The sequence below is a fragment of the Hymenobacter sp. YIM 151500-1 genome, assembly GCF_025979885.1.
Taxonomy (GTDB): domain Bacteria; phylum Bacteroidota; class Bacteroidia; order Cytophagales; family Hymenobacteraceae; genus Hymenobacter.
Map to the genome: position 1 here is coordinate 927277 of NZ_CP110139.1, position 20174 is coordinate 947450.

General features: G+C 62.1%; 22 protein-coding genes. 11 read left to right on the forward strand and 11 right to left on the reverse strand.

Features of this window, described 5'->3' with window-relative positions; genetic code table 11:
- Nucleotides 1–10 precede the first annotated feature (10 nt).
- The 3 genes from mtaB to OIS53_RS03760 all read right to left on the reverse strand — a co-directional run bounded on the left by mtaB (nt 11) and on the right by OIS53_RS03760 (nt 3807).
- Nucleotides 11–1351 (reverse strand): tRNA (N(6)-L-threonylcarbamoyladenosine(37)-C(2))-methylthiotransferase MtaB, encoded by a 1341-nt coding sequence (gene mtaB, locus OIS53_RS03750; protein WP_264681053.1) that lies wholly within the window; start codon nt 1349–1351, stop codon nt 11–13.
- Nucleotides 1352–1472: 121 nt separating this feature from the next.
- Nucleotides 1473–1838, reverse strand: a complete 366-nt coding sequence (locus OIS53_RS03755; protein ID WP_264681054.1) for a hypothetical protein — start codon at nt 1836–1838, stop codon at nt 1473–1475.
- Nucleotides 1839–1935: 97 nt separating this feature from the next.
- Nucleotides 1936–3807 (reverse strand): LTA synthase family protein, encoded by a 1872-nt coding sequence (locus OIS53_RS03760; RefSeq protein ID WP_264681055.1) that lies wholly within the window; start codon nt 3805–3807, stop codon nt 1936–1938.
- Nucleotides 3808–4163: 356 nt separating this feature from the next.
- On the opposite strand from OIS53_RS03760, the gene OIS53_RS03765 reads away from it, so the two are divergent.
- The gene (locus tag OIS53_RS03765) at nt 4164–6353 is read left to right on the forward strand and encodes a glutamine synthetase III family protein (protein WP_264681056.1); all 2190 of its coding nucleotides are present in this window, start codon (nt 4164–4166) and stop codon (nt 6351–6353) included.
- A 181-nt stretch (nt 6354–6534) separates the two neighbouring features.
- Here the strand turns inward: OIS53_RS03765 and OIS53_RS03770 are convergent, their stop codons facing one another.
- Entirely contained in the window at nt 6535–7218 is a 684-nt protein-coding gene (locus tag OIS53_RS03770) for a YbjQ family protein (RefSeq protein ID WP_264681057.1), read from the reverse strand.
- Nucleotides 7219–7491: 273 nt separating this feature from the next.
- Here OIS53_RS03770 and OIS53_RS03775 point away from each other — a divergent pair, with 273 nt between their 5' ends.
- Nucleotides 7492–7794 carry a hypothetical protein gene (locus OIS53_RS03775; protein WP_264681058.1) on the forward strand — a complete coding sequence of 101 codons (303 nt, stop codon included), beginning with the start codon at nt 7492–7494 and terminating at the stop codon, nt 7792–7794.
- A 49-nt stretch (nt 7795–7843) separates the two neighbouring features.
- Here OIS53_RS03775 and OIS53_RS03780 read toward each other — a convergent pair whose 3' ends face one another.
- On the reverse strand, nt 7844–8206 hold the full coding sequence (locus tag OIS53_RS03780) for a hypothetical protein (RefSeq protein ID WP_264681059.1): 363 nt from the start codon (nt 8204–8206) through the stop codon (nt 7844–7846).
- Between the two features lie 120 nt (nt 8207–8326).
- Complete coding sequence (locus tag OIS53_RS03785; protein ID WP_264681060.1) at nt 8327–8818, reverse strand: hypothetical protein; 492 nt, start codon at nt 8816–8818, stop codon at nt 8327–8329.
- A 330-nt stretch (nt 8819–9148) separates the two neighbouring features.
- Here OIS53_RS03785 and OIS53_RS03790 point away from each other — a divergent pair, with 330 nt between their 5' ends.
- Entirely contained in the window at nt 9149–10120 is a 972-nt protein-coding gene (locus OIS53_RS03790) for an NAD(P)H-quinone oxidoreductase (protein ID WP_264681061.1), read from the forward strand.
- 220 nt (nt 10121–10340) lie between these two features.
- Here OIS53_RS03790 and OIS53_RS03795 read toward each other — a convergent pair whose 3' ends face one another.
- The 3 genes from OIS53_RS03795 to OIS53_RS03805 form a co-directional block, all read right to left on the reverse strand.
- Nucleotides 10341–10958, reverse strand: a complete 618-nt coding sequence (locus OIS53_RS03795; protein WP_264681062.1) for a thioredoxin family protein — start codon at nt 10956–10958, stop codon at nt 10341–10343.
- Between the two features lie 38 nt (nt 10959–10996).
- A complete protein-coding gene (locus OIS53_RS03800) occupies nt 10997–11485 on the reverse strand; it encodes a TlpA disulfide reductase family protein (RefSeq protein ID WP_264681063.1) in 489 nt (162 codons plus the stop codon).
- 240 nt (nt 11486–11725) lie between these two features.
- Nucleotides 11726–12922, reverse strand: a complete 1197-nt coding sequence (locus OIS53_RS03805; RefSeq protein ID WP_264681064.1) for a lactonase family protein — start codon at nt 12920–12922, stop codon at nt 11726–11728.
- A 232-nt stretch (nt 12923–13154) separates the two neighbouring features.
- On the opposite strand from OIS53_RS03805, the gene ispG reads away from it, so the two are divergent.
- The 3 genes from ispG to OIS53_RS03820 all read left to right on the forward strand — a co-directional run bounded on the left by ispG (nt 13155) and on the right by OIS53_RS03820 (nt 15838).
- On the forward strand, nt 13155–15263 hold the full coding sequence (gene ispG, locus OIS53_RS03810) for a (E)-4-hydroxy-3-methylbut-2-enyl-diphosphate synthase (protein ID WP_264681065.1): 2109 nt from the start codon (nt 13155–13157) through the stop codon (nt 15261–15263).
- Nucleotides 15264–15356: 93 nt separating this feature from the next.
- Nucleotides 15357–15575 carry a hypothetical protein gene (locus OIS53_RS03815; protein WP_264681066.1) on the forward strand — a complete coding sequence of 73 codons (219 nt, stop codon included), beginning with the start codon at nt 15357–15359 and terminating at the stop codon, nt 15573–15575.
- Nucleotides 15572–15838 carry a Txe/YoeB family addiction module toxin gene (locus OIS53_RS03820; protein WP_264681067.1) on the forward strand — a complete coding sequence of 89 codons (267 nt, stop codon included), beginning with the start codon at nt 15572–15574 and terminating at the stop codon, nt 15836–15838. The genes OIS53_RS03815 and OIS53_RS03820 overlap by 4 nt, the downstream gene beginning before the upstream one ends.
- Before the next feature lie 8 nt (nt 15839–15846).
- Here the strand turns inward: OIS53_RS03820 and OIS53_RS03825 are convergent, their stop codons facing one another.
- Nucleotides 15847–16035 (reverse strand): hypothetical protein, encoded by a 189-nt coding sequence (locus OIS53_RS03825; protein WP_264681068.1) that lies wholly within the window; start codon nt 16033–16035, stop codon nt 15847–15849.
- Nucleotides 16036–16109: 74 nt separating this feature from the next.
- On the opposite strand from OIS53_RS03825, the gene OIS53_RS03830 reads away from it, so the two are divergent.
- From OIS53_RS03830 to OIS53_RS03840, 3 genes are all read left to right on the forward strand, one after another.
- Nucleotides 16110–16772, forward strand: coding sequence for an NAD-dependent epimerase/dehydratase family protein (locus OIS53_RS03830; RefSeq protein ID WP_264681069.1), 663 nt, complete (start codon nt 16110–16112; stop codon nt 16770–16772).
- Between the two features lie 100 nt (nt 16773–16872).
- The gene (locus OIS53_RS03835) at nt 16873–17565 is read left to right on the forward strand and encodes an HAD family hydrolase (protein WP_264681070.1); all 693 of its coding nucleotides are present in this window, start codon (nt 16873–16875) and stop codon (nt 17563–17565) included.
- Between the two features lie 141 nt (nt 17566–17706).
- Complete coding sequence (locus tag OIS53_RS03840; RefSeq protein WP_264681071.1) at nt 17707–18447, forward strand: glycosyltransferase; 741 nt, start codon at nt 17707–17709, stop codon at nt 18445–18447.
- Between the two features lie 233 nt (nt 18448–18680).
- On the opposite strand, the gene OIS53_RS03845 is transcribed toward OIS53_RS03840, so the two are convergent.
- Entirely contained in the window at nt 18681–19145 is a 465-nt protein-coding gene (locus OIS53_RS03845) for a nuclear transport factor 2 family protein (RefSeq protein ID WP_264681072.1), read from the reverse strand.
- A 329-nt stretch (nt 19146–19474) separates the two neighbouring features.
- On the opposite strand from OIS53_RS03845, the gene OIS53_RS03850 reads away from it, so the two are divergent.
- Entirely contained in the window at nt 19475–19648 is a 174-nt protein-coding gene (locus tag OIS53_RS03850; RefSeq protein WP_264681073.1) for a DUF6728 family protein, read from the forward strand.
- A gap of 47 nt (nt 19649–19695) precedes the next feature.
- Nucleotides 19696–20052 (forward strand): MmcQ/YjbR family DNA-binding protein, encoded by a 357-nt coding sequence (locus tag OIS53_RS03855; RefSeq protein ID WP_264681074.1) that lies wholly within the window; start codon nt 19696–19698, stop codon nt 20050–20052.
- The last annotated feature ends 122 nt before the right edge of the window (nt 20053–20174 follow it).

Genomic DNA, 20174 nt, shown 5'->3' on the forward strand with positions numbered 1-20174 from the left:
GGATAGTAGGCTAGTGTTGAAACACTTCCACCCCCACCTCTTCAGCTTCCATCAGGTTCTGCGGGTTCACGGCGGTGAGGCGCAGGCGCTTCAGCTCACCCACCAGCAGCGGGTCGTACCTGGCCGTGACGCGGATGTAGTTGGGTGTGAAGCCTTCCATCTGGCCGTTGGTTACGTCATCCTCGAACAGCACCTGTGTCTCTTGGCCCAGGTGCTGCTCGTAGAAGTAGCGCTTTTTCTTTTCCGAGAGGCTGCGCAGCTGGGTGGTGCGCTCGTGGCGCAGCCGGTCGTGCACGCGGCCGGGCAGGCGGGGTGCCAGGGTGTTGTCGCGCTCCGAGTACGGAAACACGTGCAGGTAGCTTACGTCCAGGTCGTTCAAGAACTGGTAGGTTTCCCGGAAGTCGGCCTCGGTTTCGCCGGGAAAGCCCACGATAACGTCGACGCCGATGCAGGCGTGGGGCATCACTTCTTTGATCAGAGCCACGCGCTCCTGGTACAGCTCACGACGGTAGCGGCGGCGCATCAGGCCCAAAATCTTGTTCGAGCCCGATTGCAGTGGAATGTGGAAGTGGGGCATAAACCGCCGGGAGCGGGCCACAAACCGGATAATATCGTCGCTAAGCAGGTTAGGCTCACAGGAGCTGATGCGGAACCGCTCGATGCCGTCTACCGCGTCGAGAGCCTGCACCAGGTCGTGAAAATTCTCCTTCCGCTCCCGCTCCGGGCCTTGCAGGCCGAAGTCGCCCAGGTTTACGCCCGTCAGCACGATTTCCTTAACTCCCGTTTCGGCCAGGCGCTGCACGCGCTCCACCACGCTCTGCACCGAGCCCGAGCGACTTTTGCCGCGGGCCAGCGGAATGGTGCAGAACGAGCAGGAATAGTCGCAGCCGTCCTGCACCTTGAGGAAGGTGCGGGTCCGGTCGCCGAAAGAGTGGGCGGCGTGAAACTCGGTGGCCGCCGCAATGGGCGAGGCAAACACCTGGCCCGGCTGCCCGGCGGCTGGCCGCTGAAAGCCCGCCAGCGTTTCCACTAGCTGAAACTTCTCGGCCGCGCCCAGCACGGCGTGCACGCCGGGAATGCCGGCTATTTCCTGGGGCTTGAGCTGGGCGTAGCAGCCCACGATGGTCACGAAAGCCTCCGGATTGTGCCGGAGGGCCTGTTGCACCACCTTGCGGCACTTCCGGTCGGCGTGGTCGGTGACGGAGCAGGTGTTGATGACGTAGATATCGGCCGCGTCCTCGAAGGCTACTTTCTGAAAGCCGCGTTCCTCAAACTGCCGCCCGATGGCCGACGTCTCGGAGAAGTTGAGCTTGCAGCCCAGCGTATAAAAGGCAACTGTTCTAGTTTCCATAAGTCAAGACCACAAAGATACACCGCAGATTACACGGATGTTGAGCTGATTTCGCGGATAACGAACACCTACCATCTAATCCGTGAAATCAATTCAACATCCAATGTAATCTGAGTCTATGTCAGGCCGGCTGCCCCAGCCGCTCCCGCACTAGCGCCATCAAACCGGGTAGGTCGGTTTGGTTTAGCTCCTCGGCCGCCAAAAACACCTGCCAGCCTGCCGTGCCGGCGCGCCGAAACACGGCGGGCAGGGGCGTAGCGGCGAGTTCCGGGTGCTGGGCGTGCAGCTCGTCGCGGTGCAGGAAGGTGGCTTGCACGGGCAGGCTCTTAATGAACTCCCGCCACTCCGGCTTCATGCCCAGGTTGCCGTAAGTCACGGCGCACAACGAGCACGGGTACGTGGCCGGCGACAGAATCTTATGGAACAGGTCCATAGCCCCGGCCACCAGCCCGGCATCGGCATTGTATACAAAGAGGAGTTCGGTCATAGAATCGCAGATTGTGCAGATTGGATTGATTTACACTGATTCAACTATGGCGTCCGCATAATCAGCGAAATCAATGTAATCTGCACAATCTGTGATTTTACTTACGCAGAAAATCGGCAAATGACTCCTGCTCGTAGGCCTGGCCCAGGCGCAACTGCGCATCCGGCACGGCGGAGTCCCGGTCGATGGGGCGGCGGGACACGTTGTCGTAGGTGACGGTACCGGCGGGAGTGACGACGCCGAAACCATCGGTAAAGCAGTAGAAGGCCGCGCCACCGGGCCAGGTGACGGGGGCGGAGCCCAGCAGGTCCCGGCTCCAGGTGAAGTTGGCAGCGGGCTGGCGCAGCTGCCGTAGCAGCGTGGCCGGCACGTCGGTTTGGCTGCCTACGGTGGCTACCTGCCGGCCGCGCCGGGCCGGGTGCAGGGCCCCGCCGGTGAGCACCAAGGGCACGTGAAACTTGGCCGGCGCGTGGTTGGGCGTGTCGCCGGGCAGGGGGTGGCCGTGGTCGGCGACGAGCACCACCAGCGTGTTCGGCCACCAGGGCTGCTGGCTGGCCTGGTGCAGAAACCGGCCTAGTACGTGGTCAGTATAGAACACCGAATTGCGGAACTGGTCGGCCTCACTGGTGCCGGGGAAGCGGGGGCGCATAGGCACCTCGAAGGGCTCGTGGCTGCTCAGGGTGAAAGCCGTCACGAAGAACGGCTGCCGCTGCCGGGGCAACTGCTGGAGCATCCTATCGAACAGCACGTGGTCGTGGGCGCCCCACTTCGAGTTCTGGTCCTGGCGGCGGAAGTCGGCGCGCTCGGTGAGGTGGTCGTAGCCGGCGGCCAGCAGGTAGCTTTTCATGTTGGCAAACGCCAATTCGCCGCCGTGGTAGTAGGCCGTGCTGTAGCCAGCCTGCTTGAGTATCCGCGCCAGGTGGGGCAGGCGCTCTGTCTTGCGCGGGTACTTTATAATACTAGTGGCTGGCTGGTTGGGGTAGCCCGACAGCAAGGCCACCAGGCCCTTCTGGCTTCGGTCGCCGGCGGCGTAGAGGTGGGTGAAGCTCACGCCGGTGCGGGCCAGGCTGTCGAGGGTGGGCGTCACGCCCGGCTCGCCGCCCAGGTGGCCCACCAGCTTGGCCGTGAAGCTTTCCAAGATGATGAACAGCACGTTGGGCCGCGGGTGGCCGGGGCCGAGCAGCGGCACCGAATCGGCAGCAGCCGGCGGGGTGTACACGCTACGCACCAGGCGCCGGGCAGTGGTGTCGGGCAGGAACTGGTAGGGGTTGGTGGCGCCGCCGTCGCGCAGGCGCAGGGAGTTGACCACGTTCCAGGGCACGTTGACGGCCGCGTGGTTGGCAAACGGCTGAGCCGAGAAGTAGACGTCGCTCTGATTGACCGGAATCTGCTGCAAGCCCCCGCGCAGGGGCACCACCAGCAGCGCCAGGTAGAGTAGGCCCGCCAGCGCCGCCCGGCCCCGCCCAAACCCGGCCGGCAGGGGCGGCAGCGGCTCCACCAGCCAGCGGTACAGCAGCCACCCCGCGCCCAGCACCACCACCAGCACCAAAATCAGCAGCAGGAGCGGGGCGCTGCCGGCCGAGGCCAGCATTTCGCCGGGCGCGTTCAGGTATTGCAGGGGCGTGGCATCGAGCCGGAAGCCCCAGGCCCGGTACAACTCCAGGTCGGCCACCGTGAACAGGGCCACTACGGTGCCCAGCACGGCCGTGAAGCCCCGCACCGGTCGTTCCAGCGGAAACCGAGGCCCCGCCAGACTGCCCAGCACGAACAGTACAAATGGGAACACACACAGGTAAGCCGCCGCCGAAGCATCGAGGCGTAGGCCGTAGCCAAAGATGCGCGGCACCGAGCCAGCTGGGAGGTCGGCCGTGCGGGAAGCATGGTACAGTAGGAAGACTGCCTTGGCGAAGGCGAAGTACACCAGCCAAAACAGAAAGTAGCGCGGCTGAAACGCGAAGCGGGTTCTCACGCTTGCAAAGAAACGAACTGCGGTTCGGAGTTGCCTGCAAGGAGTGTTTCTCGCAGGGTTGCGCAGTGGAAGACGCAGTGTTTCGCAGTGTGCTAATGGCGTCTGAACACTGCGAAACACTGCGTCTTCCACTGCGCAACCCTGCGAGAAATTAAGTGGGTTGTGAAATAGATGGTTATGCTGTGTTAAGACAATGTTATCTACTGAAAACTGCTAGGCAAAGAGAGGCATCTATAGATAAAAGATGTATGTTTATCGGAAATGTGCCTTCAAAAAGCATAGGCGTTTTGGAAAAGTAGGTTTTCTTGTTCTACTTTTGCCCTCACCTAACCACAGTAAGTCATTCACCATTTTACATGGCCACCCTTCGCTTTAAAGCTCTTGAACTTGTAGACCAGCGCCAGGCGCTAACCGTCGCCAATTCCGGCGAGCGGCGTTCCGAGACGTTCGGCAAGAACGTTTTCAACCTCGACGCCATGCGGGCCACCATGCCCGGCGAGTACTTCAAGAAGCTGCAAGCCGCTATCAAGCAAGGCTCCCCCGTGGAGCGTAACGTGGCCGATGCCGTAGCGTCGGCCATGAAAACCTGGGCTACGGCCAAAGGTGCCACCCACTACACCCACTGGTTCCAGCCCCTGACCGGCGCTACCGCCGAAAAGCACGACTCCTTCTTCGACCTGAACTCCGACGGCCGGCCGATTGAGAACTTCAAGGGCTCGGCCCTGGTGCAGCAGGAGCCCGATGCTTCGTCGTTCCCCAACGGCGGCATCCGCAACACCTTTGAGGCCCGCGGCTACACGGCCTGGGACCCCACCTCGCCCGCCTTCATCATTGAAACGGCCGGGGCCAAGACGCTCTGCATCCCCACCATCTTCGTGGCTTACACCGGCGAGGCCCTCGACTACAAAGCCCCGCTGCTGAAGTCGCTGGCGGCGCTGGAGCGGGCCGCGGTGGACGTGTGCCAGTACTTCGACAAGGACGTACAGCGCGTGCACACCACCCTGGGCATCGAGCAGGAATACTTCCTGGTGGACAAAGCCCTGTACGGCGCCCGCCCCGACCTGGTAATGACCGGCCGCACCCTGTTTGGGCACGCCCCGGCTAAGGGCCAGCAGCTTGAAGACCACTACTTCGGCTCCATCCCGGCCCGCGTGCACGCCTTCATGCTGGACTTCGAGGAAGAAGCCACCAAGCTGGGCATTCCGCTGCGCACCCGCCACAACGAGGTAGCCCCGCACCAGTTTGAGTGCGCCCCCACCTTCGAGGACGCCAACCTGGCCGTCGACCACAACCAGCTGCTCATGGACATCATGGAGCGCGTGGCCGACAAGCACAACTTCAAGGTGCTGCTGCACGAGAAGCCGTTTGCCGGCGTCAACGGCTCGGGCAAGCATAATAACTGGGCCATGAGCACCGACACCGGCGTGAACCTGCTCGCGCCCGGCCGCCGGCCGAAAGAGAACCTGCAGTTCCTGGCCTTCTTCATCACCACCATCAAGGCCGTGCACCGCTACGGCGACCTGCTGCGCGCCTCCATTGCCTCGGCTAGCAACGACCACCGCCTGGGCGCTAACGAGGCCCCGCCGGCCATCATGTCGGTGTTCGTGGGCTCGATGCTGAATTCGGTGCTGGACGAGCTGGAGCGCACCGCCAAAGTGCCCCTCGACAAGGGCGACAATATTTACCTCAAGCTGGGCATCGACAAGATTCCGGCCATCCTGCTCGACAACACCGACCGTAACCGCACCTCGCCCTTCGCCTTCACTGGCAATAAGTTCGAGTTCCGGGCCGTGGGCTCCTCGGCCAACTCCTCGTCGGCCATGACCACGCTGAACGCCATCGTAGCCGAGCAGCTCATCGACTTCAAAACTCAGGTGGATGCCCTCATCGACCAGGGCAAGAAAAAGGAAGTAGCTATTGTGGAGGTGCTGCGCGAGTACGTGATTAGCGCCAAAAACATCCGCTTCGAGGGCAACGGCTACTCCGACGAGTGGAAAGAGGAAGCCGAGCAGCGCGGCCTCTCGAACATCCCCACCACGCCCCAGGCTCTCGACGCCCTGGTGCGCGACGATGCCGCCGAGCTGTTCACCCGCCACCGCATCTTCTCGCACGTGGAGCTGCACGCCCGCCACGAGATTCTGCTGGAAGACTACATCAAGAAAATCCAGATTGAAAGCCGCGTGATGGGCGACCTGGCCGTGAACCACATCATCCCCACGGCCGTAGCCTACCAGACCAAGCTGATTACCAACGTGCGCGGCCTGCGCGAGCTGGGCCTCGACGACGAAAACTCCCAGGTGACGCTGGACACCATCAAAGCCATTTCGCGCCACATCAGCATCATTAAAACCCAGGTGGATGAGATGATCAACGCCCGCAAAGTGGCCAACAAAATTGAAGACACACGGGAGCGGGCCATTGCCTACTGCGACACCGTGAAAGCACATTTCGACACCATCCGCCGCTCCGTGGACAAGCTGGAGCTGATGGTGGCCGATGAGGACTGGCCCCTGGTGAAGTACCGCGAACTGCTGTTCCGGCACTAACAGCCAAGGTCAGAGTCGGGCCGGAGTTGGGTGGGAATTTTCTCCGCGCCCCGACTGCAAAAAAGCCGTTTCCGGGTGGGAACGGCTTTTTTTGTTGGGTAATAATAAAAATGCCTATACAAAATGTACAAGCATTTTTATTTGATAACAATACTGCTTAGTTAAAACGTAGGTCAGTGTCTTAGCTTATACCCAATTCGCGAGTTAGCTTTACGTTCAAATCGTTGTCAATAATACCTGAAAAACGACGAATAGCTCGTCTATTCTTAGCAGTCTCTGTGAGTAAATTTAGGGCATCAATAGTTTCAGGTCCCATAACATCTGTATTTTCTAACATAACAGCTGTGCCCGACATACATACCATTAGCATTCCTTTTTGGCCACCAACTTCTGCATAATCTATGTCCGTTCCTAAAATAGCATTGCCGCCCAACTCTATACATTTGAGACGGAGTTGAGTCTGACAGATACTCTCGCCACCAGCAATTTTTTGATTGTATGCTTTAGACTGTGCTCCAAAGAAATCTGTCCAACTGCTGGCGAATTCACTGAATACGCCTGTTCCAGTAACACTTTGCCCTGTCACCATACCTAGTGGATAAAACTTCCAGTTAGTGGGGGCTTGCAAAGAGAGAAGAGGTACGTGATGAATATTTTGGTTGAGAGTAGCACTTAATTGTTGATGCTTCGCTTTTGCAGCATTGCGGCCTTGCTCAATTAAAGGCTTGCCACATTTTTCACAATAGCCTTCAGCCTTACTGTTTGTGAATGTGTGGATGAATTCTTTTGCATGGTCATTCAAAGGATAGTTGGAGCCAAAGAAGCTGTCTTTAAGCTCAGACTCGCAATTAGGACAAACTGGCATTATTATGAGATTGTAAGATGTTTGACTTTGTCTTCAATGAACTATTCATTCAAGAAATTAGAAGTGGCGAATGCCTTACTTCAGAGTTTGGTTGCGAATAATTTATTTGTATTTTGTTCTCAGCATAGGCATAACAGTATATAAACTGTGAAAGAAGAATTAGCTGCACACAGTGCACAAGCAGAAGCGAATATAGAGCAAAACGTCGCGTCCTGCCAACCCTCCAAGCGCGACCGTGCGGCTAGCGCCCTCGCCTCCACGGCTACGAAGCTGATGCCGCTGCTGGAACTGGTGGAGCGCGTCCGGCCGCACGTGGAGAATGACTCGGTGTTCAGCTCCCGGCGCGACAAGATCCGGGCGCAGCTGCGGGTGGTGCAGGAGCAGCTGCACGCCGACCAGCCCAAGCGCAAGGCCGTGGCGCAGGCGTTTAAAATCCTGAGCGAGTTTGTGCGCGAAGAGGCCCACGACGTCACCAAGGACGAGGTGAAGGAGTCGGCGAAGCGGTTTGTGGTAGCCACGCTCAAGAACGCGCCGCAGCTAATCAGCGCCGCGCAGCAAGCGGGGCTGCTGCGCTAGCGGTTACGCCGTTGCGTGAGCGTTTCGGCCGAAGAGAGCGGCGGCGTGTTTAGGCAAACGGGGCCAGGGCCGCCAGCAGCGTGGTGGTTACCTGGCGCCAGCAGCTGTAGGAGCAGGGCTTGGCCCGGTCGGTTTGGGAAGCCGTGTGCTTGGCGGTGGCCAGCCAGGCCAGCAGCACCGAGCGGGCCGGCAGGGGCTGGCTGCTGGGAGACAGTCGGTCGGGCCACTGGTCGGCGGGCCACTCGTGCAGGAAGTACTCGGCCTGGTCGGCAATGCGGGCGAGGCGGGCGGCGGCGTAAGGTTCTTTGTGGGAAATGTAGCGGGCCGACCGGTAGAGCTGGCGCAGGGAAGCTTGAAGAGCAGAAACGGGGGAGGTGTCGTGGGGCGACGACGGAGCGGAGGGTAGTTTCATAGTGGCGCCACGTACGGTCCAGCCGAAGCGACTGGATTGTACAGAGGAGCTTCGAAACGCAGAAAAATCGGAAAAGTTTGTGCCGGGAATTTTCCCGGAAAAGATGGCGTTTTAGGCCGCTTACGCCGGCAATTGGTCCGGCAGCTTGGTGTCGTCGGGCAGCACTTCGGCGCCGGTGCCGTGGTCGGGCGCGAGGCGGCGCCACGCGGCCCGCTTCAGCTCGTCGAGGCGGGCCAGGGTGTCCTGCACGGGGGCGGCGGCTTTGATTTTGTCGAGGGCGCCGGTTTTCTGAGCTACGCTCAGGAGCTGCTCCAGCACCACGGGCAGCACCCAGCCCACCACGCTGGACGCCAGGGCCCCGCGCAGCCCCAGGCGCACGAGCAGGCGGGCGGCCATGCGCTCCAGCAGCAGCTTGCGGGCGGCGGGCAGGGCGGTATTGGTCAGGAAGTCGCGCACCAGCTGGCCGTTGCCTTTCTGCACTTCGGCCCGCAGCACCTCCTGAATGGATTCGAGGGCCGAGCGGGCTGCTTTCCGAAACAGCCGGCCAGTCTGCCAGGCCGCCAGCCCCGTGAGTTGGCTAGCCGTGCGGAGGAAATGGGGAAGGAGAGACACGTTTTTCATAAGTAGAGAGGCGCGTTGCACGCGCCCGCCGTTAACGAACCGTTTGCACGTGAAGTTCGGCGGATGGCCGCGCACGATTGTGGAGATTGTGGAGGGCAGTGGAACCCGAAGTCATGCTGAGGGTGGTTCGTCATGCTGAGCGAAGGCGCAGCATCTCTACCTCTGGTTAACTTCAATCGTGTAGACAAAGTGGGAGAGATGCTTCGACTGCGGCTGCGCCTTCGCTCAGCATGACGGTCTTTTTTTCATACGCTTAGATTCATAGGCTTACATCTGAACGACTACGTAAAGCCCACGGGCGCGTGCAACGCGCCCTTACCTATGAACGCCATCGTCATTTCCCAACCTGGCCCCGCCGAAGTGCTGCGCCTGCACCAGCTGCCGCGGCCCAAGCCAGCGCCCCACGAAGTGCTGATTCGGGTAGCCGCCGCTGGCGTCAACCGCCCCGATGTGCTGCTGCGCGAGGGCAAGTACCGCGGCAGCGGCGACGTAACCGGCCTGGTGCCGGGCCTGGAAGTGGCCGGCACCGTGGAAGCCTGCGGAGCAGCCGTGTCGCGCTGGCACCCCGGCGATGCCGTGTGTGCCCTGCTGGCCCAGGGCGGCTACGCTGAGTATGCCGCCGTGGACGCCCGTCACTGCCTGCCCGTGCCAGCCAGCTGGACCTATACCGAGGCGGCTTCCCTGCCCGAAACCGTGTGCACAGTGTGGCATAACGTGTTTCAGCGGGGGCAGCTCCGGCCCGGCGAAACCCTGCTGGTGCACGGGGGCAGCAGCGGCATCGGCGTCACGGCCGTGCAGCTGGCCCGCGCCCTGGGCAGCCGGGTGATGGCCACGGCCGGCTCGGCGGAGAAGTGTGCCGCCGTGCGCGCCCTGGGCGCCGACCTGGTAATAAACTACCGCACCGAAGACTTCGAGGAAGCCCTGCGCACCTTCGGCGGGGCCGATGTGGTGCTCGACATGGTGGGCGGGCCGTACACGGTCAAAAACCTGCGCCTGCTGCGCGACGATGGCCGCCTGGTCTTCATCAACGCCATGCAGGGCGCTGCAGCCGAGTTCAACGCCCTCGACCTGATGGCCCGCCGCCTCACCATTACCGGCAGCACCCTGCGCCCCCGCTCCGCCGAGTTCAAAGCCGCCCTGGCCACCGCCGTGGAGCAGCACGTATGGCCCCTGATAGCCACCGGCCAGTTCCGGCCCGTCATGCACCGCACTTTTCCGCTGGCCGAAGCTGCCGAAGCGCACCGCCTCCTGGAAAGCAGCCGCCACATCGGAAAGCTGGTGCTGGAAGTGTAGCATACCTGAAACCGTGTCACGCGGGCTGGCGCGAGTTTAGCGCAGCGTAACTCGTGCCAAGCATGGCGTGGAGGCTGCGCCTCCACTGCCGCGCCAGCGGCAAGCCGGAACCGGGCCGTTAGGGGCAGGCGTGGGTCGTTCTGATGGGGGAGGCTCAGCCTCCCAGCATGGTCGGCACGAGTTACGCTGCGCTAAACTCGCACCAGCCCGCGTAGCCATGCTACGCCTTCTTCCACTTGATGGTGCAGCCGATGGCCTTGGTGGAGTTCACCGAGGCGGGCTTGCCGGCCAGAATGTTGGTCATGGCGTTTTCTACGTAGCGGGTTTTCACCTGCTTGGCGTCTTCGGAGTTGTCGTCGATGGCGCCGATGTAGGCCACGGTGAAGCTGTTGCCCTGACGCTTGAGCACGTAGAGGTGGGGCGTGCGGGTGGCGCCGTAGGCTTTGGCTACGGCTTGGGTTTCGTCGAGCAGGTAGGGGAAGGGGTACTTTTTCTCGCTGGCCCGCTTCTGCATCTCGGCAAAGGAGTCGCCGGGGGCTACGGCGGGGTCGTTGGGGTTGATGGCCACCACCGGGTAGCCCTGGGGCGCGTACTTCTCGTGCAGCTGCATGATGCGGCTTTCGTAGGCCTTGGCGTAGGGGCAGGTGTTGCAGGTGAATACGACGATGTAGCCCTTGGCCTGCTGGTTATCGGCCAGCGACACCAGCTTGCCGTCCACGTTCTTGAGCTTGAAGTCGATGGCTTGGTCGCCCACGCTGTAGCCGCCGGCCAGCGGGCGGGTGGCACTGCTCAGCACCAGCAGCAGGCCGGCTAACAGAAAGGAAAAGAGCGTTTTCATAAGCGAAATGAGGTAAGGTGAAAAAAAGAAAACCGGTGTCAGCGCAGAAATTTCTGCACGGCTGCCGTCAGCTCAGCCTGAGTGAATTCCTGCTCGTAGGCAGTCCGCTTGCCGCGGGCGGTGCTGAGCAGGAGCGTAAACGGCAAGGCCCCCGACCACGTGGCGTCCAGCTTTTCCACCCAGGTGTTGGGGTCTTGCTCGTTCAGCAGCACCACCTCCGACTTCAGCCCCCGCTTGGCCACGAAGGGTCGCACCTTCTTCTCCAGCTGAGAAGCATAGTCGAGGTTCACGAGCAGCACCTTCACCTTCTGGCCCGCGTAGGCCGCGCGCACCTGCTCAAAGTAAGGCAGCTCTTTCACGCACGGCGCACACCACGTCGCCCAGAAGTTGACCACGTAAGTAGTATCCGAAGGCCGCGCCAGGCGCTGCTGAAGGTCAGTGAATTTGAGTACGGCCACCCGCTGCGCCTGGCTTGGTATGGCCAGCAGCAGAGCAGCGGCTAGCACAAGGAAAAGGGTCTGTTTCATAGTGAAGAGATACTGCGCACCGCTCCCGGACAGTTGCGTGACTTGGTGCTGACGCCGGCCCGCTGGCGCGCTGCTTACCCGAGCCGGCACGTAGCAGTACGCTGCCGTTGACCCAACTCGTTCAGCAGGCAGGTAGTCGGATGCTTATGCTGACCAGCCCGCCGGCACGCGCCAGCAATAAGAAAGAGGCACTCCTGCAATAGACAGCCACCCGCCGCAGAAGTTGCCCCCAGCCGCCGCTTACTTGGCTGTAAAATCTGGCACTACCTGGAGGCACACCGGCGCGGGCACCTCCGCCGACCGGCCGGTGGGCGTCAGTTGGCCCGTTTGGGCGTTGATGCGGAACGTGACGATGGTATTAGAGTTCTGATTGGCGGCCAGCAGGATAGTGCCGCTGGGGTCGAGGGCGAAGTTGCGGGGCGTTTTACCCTGGGTGCTCATGTGCTGCACCACTGTGAGGCGGCCGCTGCCGGGCGCCACGGCAAACACCACGAGGCTGTCGTGCCCGCGGTTGGAGGCGTACACAAACCGGCCGTTGGGCGCCACGTGGATGTCGGCGCAGGTGTTGGCGCCAGTAAATCCCGCGGGCAGGGCCGACAGCGTATGCAGCTCCCGAAACGTGCCCGCGCCGGCATCGTAGGCCAGCGCCGACACACTGGAAGTCAGCTCGTTGATAAGGTAGGCCCAGCGGCCGTTGGGGTGAAACGTGAGGTGGCGCGGGCCGGCGCCGGGCCGGGCCGTAAAAGCCGGCGCCGCCAGCGGCGTAAGCCGGCCCTGGGCCGCGTCCAGTTGATACCCAAGCACCTGGTCGGTGCCCAGGTCCACGGCAAACGCAAAGCGGCCCGCCGGGTCGGGGATGATGCAGTGGGCGTGCGGGGCCGTCTGGCGGTCCGGATTGGGGCCGGCGCCGCGGTGCGGGTGGGTGGCCGCCGGGGGCTGCACCGGCCCCGTGGGCGCCACCGGCAGCAAGCTCACGCTGCCCCCGCCGTAGTTGGCCACCAGCGCCGCCCGGCCGGTGCCGTCGAGGCGGAGGTAGCACGGGCCCGCTCCGCCGGAAGGCTGCTGGTTGAGCGGAGTAAGGCCGCCCGTGCGCGGGTCGATGGCAAAGGCGCTGACAAAGCCGCTGGGCGCGCCCTGGTACTCGCTTACTTCGTTGGCCGCGTAGAGGTAGCGGTGGCCCGGCGCCAGCGCCAGAAACGACGGATTTTCGCCGGCTTTCTCGGCCCGCAGGCGGGTGAGGGCGCCCGTTTTCGGGTCGAGGCGAAACAGGAAAATGCTGTCGGCATCCGGCCGGGCGTAGGTGCCCACGTACACGAGGTAGGCGGGCTGGGGGCGGCCCGCGCGGGTGCCACCAGCCGCCGCTGCCACCGGCCAGCCCGCCAGGCCCAGGCCGGCCAGCTTCAGAAATTCACGGCGAGAAGAAGAGAGGTCGGCCATAGGATGAAAGTTGTAGCGCGGGCTGTAGCCCGCCGCTCCGTGATACTAATGCGTGTGAAGATAAAAGAACACCGTACCAACTGCTGTAGACGCGCCGGAAGCTCCAGGCAGGCCACAAGTGAAAGGCTGTAGGGAGCTACGGGCTGAAGCCCGCGCTACTGGTACCGTAGCCGTTAGCTTGTACCTTTGCCCGTCAGCGCAACTTTCGCCTCCCGCCGCTGGTTTTTTTGCCATGAACAACACGTATTGCCCCAGCCTCACCGAGTACAAGCGCCGTCTCAGCCGCGAAGTTCAGATTGGCGACGTGCCCCTGGGCGGGCTGCACCCGATTCGGGTGCAGAGCATGACCACCGTGGACACTATGGATACGCTGGGCTCGGTGGAGCAGACCTTGCGCATGGTAGCGGCCGGGTGCGAGTACGTGCGCATTACGGCCCCCAGCGTGAAGGAGGCCCAGAACCTGCTCGAAATCAAGAAGGAGCTGCGCCGCCGCGGCTGCCACGTGCCGCTCATTGCCGACATCCACTTCACGCCCAACGCCGCCGAGCTGGCCGCCCGCATCGTGGAGAAAGTGCGCGTGAACCCCGGCAACTACGCCGACAAAAAGAAATTCGACCTCATCGAGTATACCGATGCCAGCTACGCCGCCGAGGTGGAGCGCATCCGGGAGCGTTTCCGGCCGCTGGTGCAGATCTGCAAGCAGTACGGCACGGCCATGCGCATCGGCACCAACCACGGCTCCCTCTCCGACCGGATTCTGAGCCGCTACGGCGACACCCCGCTGGGCATGGTGGAGTCGGCGCTGGAGTTTCTGCGCCTCTGTGAGGAAGAAAACTACTACAACGTGGTGCTGAGCATGAAGGCCTCCAACACCCAGGTGATGGTGCAAGCCTACCGCCTGCTGGTGCAGAAGCTCGACGAGGAAGGCCTGCAACCTTACCCCCTGCACCTGGGCGTAACCGAAGCCGGCGAAGCCGAGGACGGCCGCATCAAGAGCGCCGTGGGCATCGGCACCCTGCTCGAAGACGGCTTGGGCGACACCGTGCGCGTCAGCCTCACCGAAGCCCCCGAAGCCGAAGCCCCCGTGGCCCGCGCCCTCATCGACCGGTACACCACCCGCGCCCAGGAGGCTAAGCCTATTCGGCCGTTGACCTCACCCCCTAGCCCCCTCTCCAAAAGAGAGGGGGAACTAGCTGCTAGTTCTCTAGAGCTAGTATTCTCATCTACAGCTAGAGCTAGTTCCCCCTCTCTTTTGGAGAGGGGGCTAGGGGGTGAGGTCCCCATCAACCCCTTCCAGTACCACCGCCGCGCCACGCGCGAGGTGCTGAACCTGGGCGGGCAGAACGTGCCGCGGGTTATGGCCGACCTCTCGCGCCTGCCGGGGCTGGAGTACGCCGACCTGCGCGCCGCCGGCCACCTGTATTCGGCGTTTCTGGACAAGTTTCAGATGAATGACCTGGGGGCCGACTACGTGTATGCGGGTCAGCGCCCGATTCCGTTCATGCTGCCCAACGGCCTGAAAGAAGTAGTGGACTACAGCGCCTGGCTCGACGCCGGCCAGCGTCCCGACCACTACCCGGTGCTTACCCACGCCGAATACGCGGTGGCCGCCGCCCGGCATCCGGAGCTGAACTTTGTGTGGCACGAGCTGGCCACGCTCACGCCCCCGGCCCTGGAGCAGCTGCGCCACGATGCTACGGCCGTCGTCATGCTGCGCACCACCAACGCCCACGCCATGCCCGAGCTGCGGCGGGCGTTTTTCGAGCTGCTGCTCCACGGCGTGCCCAACCCGGTCATCATCAACCGCCAGTACCCCGAAGGCCTCACGCCCGAGCAAACCCAGCTCTACGCCGCCACCGACGTGGGCGGCCTGCTCCTCGACGGCCTCGGCGACGGGGTGCTGCTGAGCACCGAGCGGCTGGCCGACCGCCCCAAAGCCGAGTGGCTGCCCATCATCGACCAGCTCAACCAGCTCAGCTTCGGCATCTTGCAGGCGGCCCGCACCCGCATGTCCAAAACCGAGTACATCAGCTGCCCGAGCTGCGGCCGCACCCTGTTCGACTTGCAGGAAACCACCGCCATGATCCGCAAGCGCACCGACCACCTCAAGGGCGTGAAAATCGGCATCATGGGCTGCATCGTGAACGGCCCCGGCGAAATGGCCGACGCCGACTATGGCTACGTGGGCGTGGGCAAAGGCAAAATTGCCCTCTACCGCGGCCAGGAAGTCATCAAGAAATCGGTACCCGAAGAACACGCCGTGGACGAACTCATCGAGCTGATGCGCGAAGACGGCCGCTGGATTGAGCCCGTGCGGCTGGAGGAGCCGGTAGCGGGGTAAAGAAAGCCGCCTCTGCTGCTGATATACTTGTTCCCGCCCGGCGTCCGGCGCGTCAGGCAGGAATTATTCTGATTACACGTACCTTCAACCACTATGGAAATCATCTTTGAAGTACCCGCCGAACGGGCTGCGTTTATGCTGGAAATGCTGCGGAGCATGTCCTTCGTGCGCAACCCGCGCCCGCGCCCCGATGCCGCTCTGGATACCAGTGAGTATCTAGCGGCCTCGCCGGCCAATGCCGAGCGGCTGCGCCAAGCGTACGAGCAGTTTGACCAGGGCCAGCGAATTGACTTCACGCCGCCCGCCGAATGACCTATGCCCTCGCCTTTGTGCCGGTAGCGTGGGAAGATTATTTGTATTGGCAGCAAACAGATAAAGCAGTGCTCAAGCGCCTGCACGCGCTGCTGAAGGAGCTGCAGCGTACACCATTTGAGGGAACCGGCAAACCAGAACTGCTGAAGCACGAACGAGCCGGCACCTGGTCGCGCCGCATAACCGACGAGCACCGGCTGGTATACCGGGTGGAAGGGGAGGTAGTTTGGCTATTGCAATGCCGGTACCATTACGGCAAGTAGTATACTAACTACCTTATATTGGAGCTAGATAGATTGCAGCTTGCCACTGCATTAACAAAACGCATTTTTTCAGCTTCTGAGCCAATATCGGAACGGGTGTTGCCGCCGAAAAGCTTACCGACCTCCGTTTCGGATAAAGCAATGACGGCGTTGTTAACCCCGCAGGAGAGCTGCCGGGGGTAGCGTTTGTATTCCATACCTAAAACCAAACATAAGCCGGCCAAAAGTACGGTTCTCAAAGTATAAGGCCCTTTCATCCGTCTTCCCACCCATGAAACTACGCGTCATTGTAACCGGGGCCACCGGCATGGTAGGGGAGGGAGTACTGCATGAATGCCTGAACCACCCCGAGGTAGAGCAGGTGCTGTCGGTCAGCCGCAAGCCCAGCGGCGTGCGTCACCCGAAGCTGCGGGAGCTGCTGCACGCCGACTTTCACGACCTCACCGCAATTCAGGACCAGCTGGCCGGCTACAACGCCTGCTTTTTCTGCCTGGGCGTGTCGGCGGTGGGGCTACGGGAGCCGGAGTACCGCCACCTCACGTATGACCTGACCCTGCACTTCGCCCGGACGCTGCTGCCCCGTAACCCCGGCCTCACGTTCTGCTACGTGTCGGGCGCGGGCACCGACGGCACCGGGCGGAGCCGGCAGATGTGGGCCCGCGTGAAAGGCCAAACGGAGAATGACCTGTTGCACCTGGGCTTCGCGCGGGCTTATATGTTCCGGCCCGGCTATCTGCACCCCACGCCGGGCCTGCAATACGTGTTGCCGTACTACAAGTACTTGTCGTGGCTGTATCCGGTGGTGCGGCGGGTGCTGCCGCAGTACGTCTCCACGCTGCGGGAGCTGGGGCTGGCTATGGTGGAGGCTGCGCGGCGCGGCTACACCAAGCCGGTCTTGGAGGTGCCCGACATCGTGGCGCTGGCCAGGACCTGAGGCGCACAGCGACCAGCAATATCAGCGGTGGAGGGCGCCTGCGCAACGGACGAGCCAAGCCGGTTCCGTACCTTTCAGGGAATTCCTACCTGAGCTTTCCATGATTCGCACCGTTATTTTCGATATGGACGGCGTGCTGGTAGACACCGAGCCGCTGCACCACGATGCTTATTTTCGCCATTTTGCCGAGCTGGCTATTGTCCTGACCCAGGAGGAATATGCCACGTTTCTGGGGCTGTCTACCCGCAACGTCTACCAGCGGCTTCAGCAGCAGTTTGGACTGGAGCAGGGCATAGACGAGCTGATGAGCCGCAAGCGGGAGCTGTTCTTTACGGCCTTCGACGAAGCTCGCGGGCTGGAGCTGCTGCCCGGCGCCTGGGCGCTGGTCGAGGGCCTGTACCGGGCCGGCGTGCCGCTGCAGCTGGCTTCGTCGGCTTCCATGGAAACCATCAGCCGGGTGTTTACCCGCTTCGGGCTGCACGCCTACTTCGATAACCTGGTTAGCGGGGAGAGTTTCCCGCAGTCGAAACCGCACCCGGCCATCTTCCTGCACGCCGCCGGGCTGGCTGGTGTGCCGCCCGCCGAGTGTTTGGTCATTGAAGACTCCGTGAACGGCGTAGCGGCCGCTAAGGCAGCGGGCATGTATTGCATCGGCTACCGCAGTGCCCATTCCGAAGGTCAGGACCTGCACCACGCCGACTGGATAGTATCGGACCTGGGCCAGCTGAGCGCGGCCCGTATTCTGGCGCTGCCCACGGCAGTCCTGGAGGGCAGCGGTACGCAGGCACGCTAGGTGCAACGCCGCCCCGTGCCGGGTGGGTGGGGCCGGCAAGTACGGCGCCAGAGCGCCCGGTTTGGCCTCTGGCACTTGGTAGCTGAAACAATTCATGGATATTTGCCGGGATTTCTGGCCCTTCTATCTGCGTATAGTCACTTGAGTCGACCAACAGACTTAGCTTCGCCGCTGGCCCTCGTGCTGCCCTGCTACAACCCGCCGGCCAACTGGGCGGCCAACATTATAGCCAGCCTGGCGCGGTTTGAAGCTCTTTTGCCCGCAGAAGCCCAGCCGGTCCACCTGTACCTCATCAACGACGGCAGTGCCGGCGTGCCGCCCGCCGCCGTGGAGCTGCTGCGCGCCAGCCTGCCGTGCTTCACCTACCTCAGCTACCCCGAAAACCGGGGTAAGGGCTACGCCCTGCGCACGGGCATTGCCCAGGTAACGGAGCCTCTGTGCTTGTTTACGGATATCGACTTTCCCTACGAGGAAACCAGCATGGCCACGGTGTTTGAGGCCCTGCGTGCCGGCCACTGCGACGTCGCCGTGGGGGCCCGCGACGAAGCCTACTACGCCCAGGTGCCGGCCAGCCGGGTGTTTATTTCCCGGCTGCTGCGCCGCAGCACCCGCCTGCTGCTGGGGCTGGCCGTGTCGGATACTCAGTGCGGACTGAAAGGCTTTAACCAGCAGGGCAAAGAGGTGTTTCTGCGCGGCTCCATCGACCGGTACCTGTTCGACCTGGAGTTTATTTTCCTGGCTTCTCGCCCCACCTCTCGCCTGCGCGTGAAGCCCGTGCCGGTGCGCCTCAAGCCGGGCATCGTTTTCTCCCGCATGAGCCCCAAAATTCTGCTCAACGAAAGCGGCAGCTTCCTGAAAATCCTGCTAGCCCGCTACGTGTAAGCCAGAAAGCGGCGCGGTGGTGAGTGAAAAAGAACAGTTCTGCTGATAGAAAAAGAACGTCATGCTGAGCTTGCCGAAGCATCTCTACCGCTTCGTTGCTGCTCTAGTTGATTAGCCCGTGGTAGAGATGCTTCGACTTCGCCTCCGGCTCCGCTCAGCATGACCGTCCACCCGTCACCTGTCACTTGTCCCCTGTTACCGGTCACCTATTCACCTGTCACTCTCTACCCCATTTACTTACACTTTTCCTTGCGGCGGGTGTCGATGATGTGGGCGATGCGCCACCCGTCGGCCAGCTTCACCAGCTGAAACGAGTTGACGCCGCAGTGGCTAAAGGTGCTGCCCAGGTAAAACTCGTAGGGCGCCCAGACACTGGCCAAATTGGCGTCGATAAGCACCGGCCCGAAGCTGATGCGCTCATCCCAGACCTGCGGGTGCGGGGTACCCACGGCCTTTACAAAATCCGCTGGCTTTTCGGGGCGCAGCTGCGGCTGGCCGCTGCGGCTCCCGATGGTGTGAAACACGGCGCCGGGCGCCAAAGTGCGGCGCACGGCGGCGCTATCGGCGCGGCGCATCCCGTCGAAGAACGCGCGGATGGTGGCTTGCACGGCCTCGGTTTCCGTGGGAGCCGGGGTGGTTTGGGCCAGGGCAGGGGCTGCCGGGAGCAGCAGAGCAGGCAACAGGTAGCGGTAGGGCATAAGAAAGAGGCAGAGGAGAATCGGGCCAGAGAGACACCAGGCCAGCACAGAGGTTGCGGCCATCGGCGGCTGGCAACCCAGGGCCCCGGCCGCTGGTGTACATACCGCAGCTCAACCGAGGGCTGTTACTCACCAAAAAGCCGGTCAATCGGGTGGTAATGAAAGTAGGAGGACAGCACTAGCTCTTTACCAGCAGGCGCCGGGAACCGTGCCACCGGGCTTGTCGGGGCCAGGCCGGCGGCCCTAAAATAGTTGGAGCAGAATAGACTTTTGTAAATCATTCCGGGGCTCACGGTGTTATCATTGCAGACCAGAAAACGACCTTTCTCATGCGCAAAGACCTGTTTAACCTCGGCCCGGCCCTGGGATACTTCTTCCGCAAGCCCGACCCCAATCGGCACACCAACTTCAACCTGCGCACCATGCACTTTATCAATAAGCTCAGCCTGGCCATGTTCCTGGTGGGGTTTATAGTGCTGCTGTACCGGTGGTTTCTGCGGTAACCTCTGTTTAAAACGCCCCGGCCACCGGTCGGGGTTTTGCTTTTCAGATGAACATCGAAGACTACCGCGACTATTGCCTCGCCAAGCCCGGCGCCACCGAGGAAACCCCATTCGGGCCCGATACGCTGGTGTTTAAAGTAGGCGGCAAGCTGTTTGCCCTGCTCGACATCGAGCAGTTTGCCAGCGTCAACCTGAAGTGCGACCCGGAGCGGGCCCAGCAGCTGCGCGAGCAGTATGACTACGTGCTGCCCGGCTACCACATGAATAAAAAGCACTGGAACACAGTGCTTACCACGGCCCCCGCCGCCCAGCTCCGCCAGTGGACCGACCACTCCTACGACCTCGTGCGCGCCTCCCTGCCCCGCACCCTGCGCGACAAGCTGGCCGCCGCCGAAGCAGAGTAGATACCTAATATAGTAAGGCTATAAAGGAAATATGTGTCCAGGTGCCCGACGAACAGCGTGAGGGAGGCAACCTACTCCGGCAAAAACGGTTTCCTATACAAGCCAAACGACCCGCCAGCTAT

What these genes read in the sequence shown, in the direction of transcription:
- mtaB (WP_264681053.1), bottom strand. Translation starts at nt 1,351, where the DNA reads ATGGAAACTAGAACAGTTGCCTTTTATACGCTGGGCTGCAAGCTCAAC.
- OIS53_RS03755 (WP_264681054.1), bottom strand. Translation starts at nt 1,838, where the DNA reads ATGACCGAACTCCTCTTTGTATACAATGCCGATGCCGGGCTGGTGGCC.
- OIS53_RS03765 (WP_264681056.1), top strand. Translation starts at nt 4,164, where the DNA reads ATGGCCACCCTTCGCTTTAAAGCTCTTGAACTTGTAGACCAGCGCCAG.
- OIS53_RS03770 (WP_264681057.1), bottom strand. Translation starts at nt 7,218, where the DNA reads ATGCCAGTTTGTCCTAATTGCGAGTCTGAGCTTAAAGACAGCTTCTTT.
- OIS53_RS03775 (WP_264681058.1), top strand. Translation starts at nt 7,492, where the DNA reads ATGCCGCTGCTGGAACTGGTGGAGCGCGTCCGGCCGCACGTGGAGAAT.
- OIS53_RS03780 (WP_264681059.1), bottom strand. Translation starts at nt 8,206, where the DNA reads ATGAAACTACCCTCCGCTCCGTCGTCGCCCCACGACACCTCCCCCGTT.
- OIS53_RS03790 (WP_264681061.1), top strand. Translation starts at nt 9,149, where the DNA reads ATGAACGCCATCGTCATTTCCCAACCTGGCCCCGCCGAAGTGCTGCGC.
- OIS53_RS03795 (WP_264681062.1), bottom strand. Translation starts at nt 10,958, where the DNA reads ATGAAAACGCTCTTTTCCTTTCTGTTAGCCGGCCTGCTGCTGGTGCTG.
- OIS53_RS03800 (WP_264681063.1), bottom strand. Translation starts at nt 11,485, where the DNA reads ATGAAACAGACCCTTTTCCTTGTGCTAGCCGCTGCTCTGCTGCTGGCC.
- OIS53_RS03805 (WP_264681064.1), bottom strand. Translation starts at nt 12,922, where the DNA reads ATGGCCGACCTCTCTTCTTCTCGCCGTGAATTTCTGAAGCTGGCCGGC.
- ispG (WP_264681065.1), top strand. Translation starts at nt 13,155, where the DNA reads ATGAACAACACGTATTGCCCCAGCCTCACCGAGTACAAGCGCCGTCTC.
- OIS53_RS03815 (WP_264681066.1), top strand. Translation starts at nt 15,357, where the DNA reads ATGGAAATCATCTTTGAAGTACCCGCCGAACGGGCTGCGTTTATGCTG.
- OIS53_RS03820 (WP_264681067.1), top strand. Translation starts at nt 15,572, where the DNA reads ATGACCTATGCCCTCGCCTTTGTGCCGGTAGCGTGGGAAGATTATTTG.
- OIS53_RS03825 (WP_264681068.1), bottom strand. Translation starts at nt 16,035, where the DNA reads ATGGAATACAAACGCTACCCCCGGCAGCTCTCCTGCGGGGTTAACAAC.
- OIS53_RS03830 (WP_264681069.1), top strand. Translation starts at nt 16,110, where the DNA reads ATGAAACTACGCGTCATTGTAACCGGGGCCACCGGCATGGTAGGGGAG.
- OIS53_RS03835 (WP_264681070.1), top strand. Translation starts at nt 16,873, where the DNA reads ATGATTCGCACCGTTATTTTCGATATGGACGGCGTGCTGGTAGACACC.
- OIS53_RS03845 (WP_264681072.1), bottom strand. Translation starts at nt 19,145, where the DNA reads ATGCCCTACCGCTACCTGTTGCCTGCTCTGCTGCTCCCGGCAGCCCCT.
- OIS53_RS03850 (WP_264681073.1), top strand. Translation starts at nt 19,475, where the DNA reads ATGCGCAAAGACCTGTTTAACCTCGGCCCGGCCCTGGGATACTTCTTC.
- OIS53_RS03855 (WP_264681074.1), top strand. Translation starts at nt 19,696, where the DNA reads ATGAACATCGAAGACTACCGCGACTATTGCCTCGCCAAGCCCGGCGCC.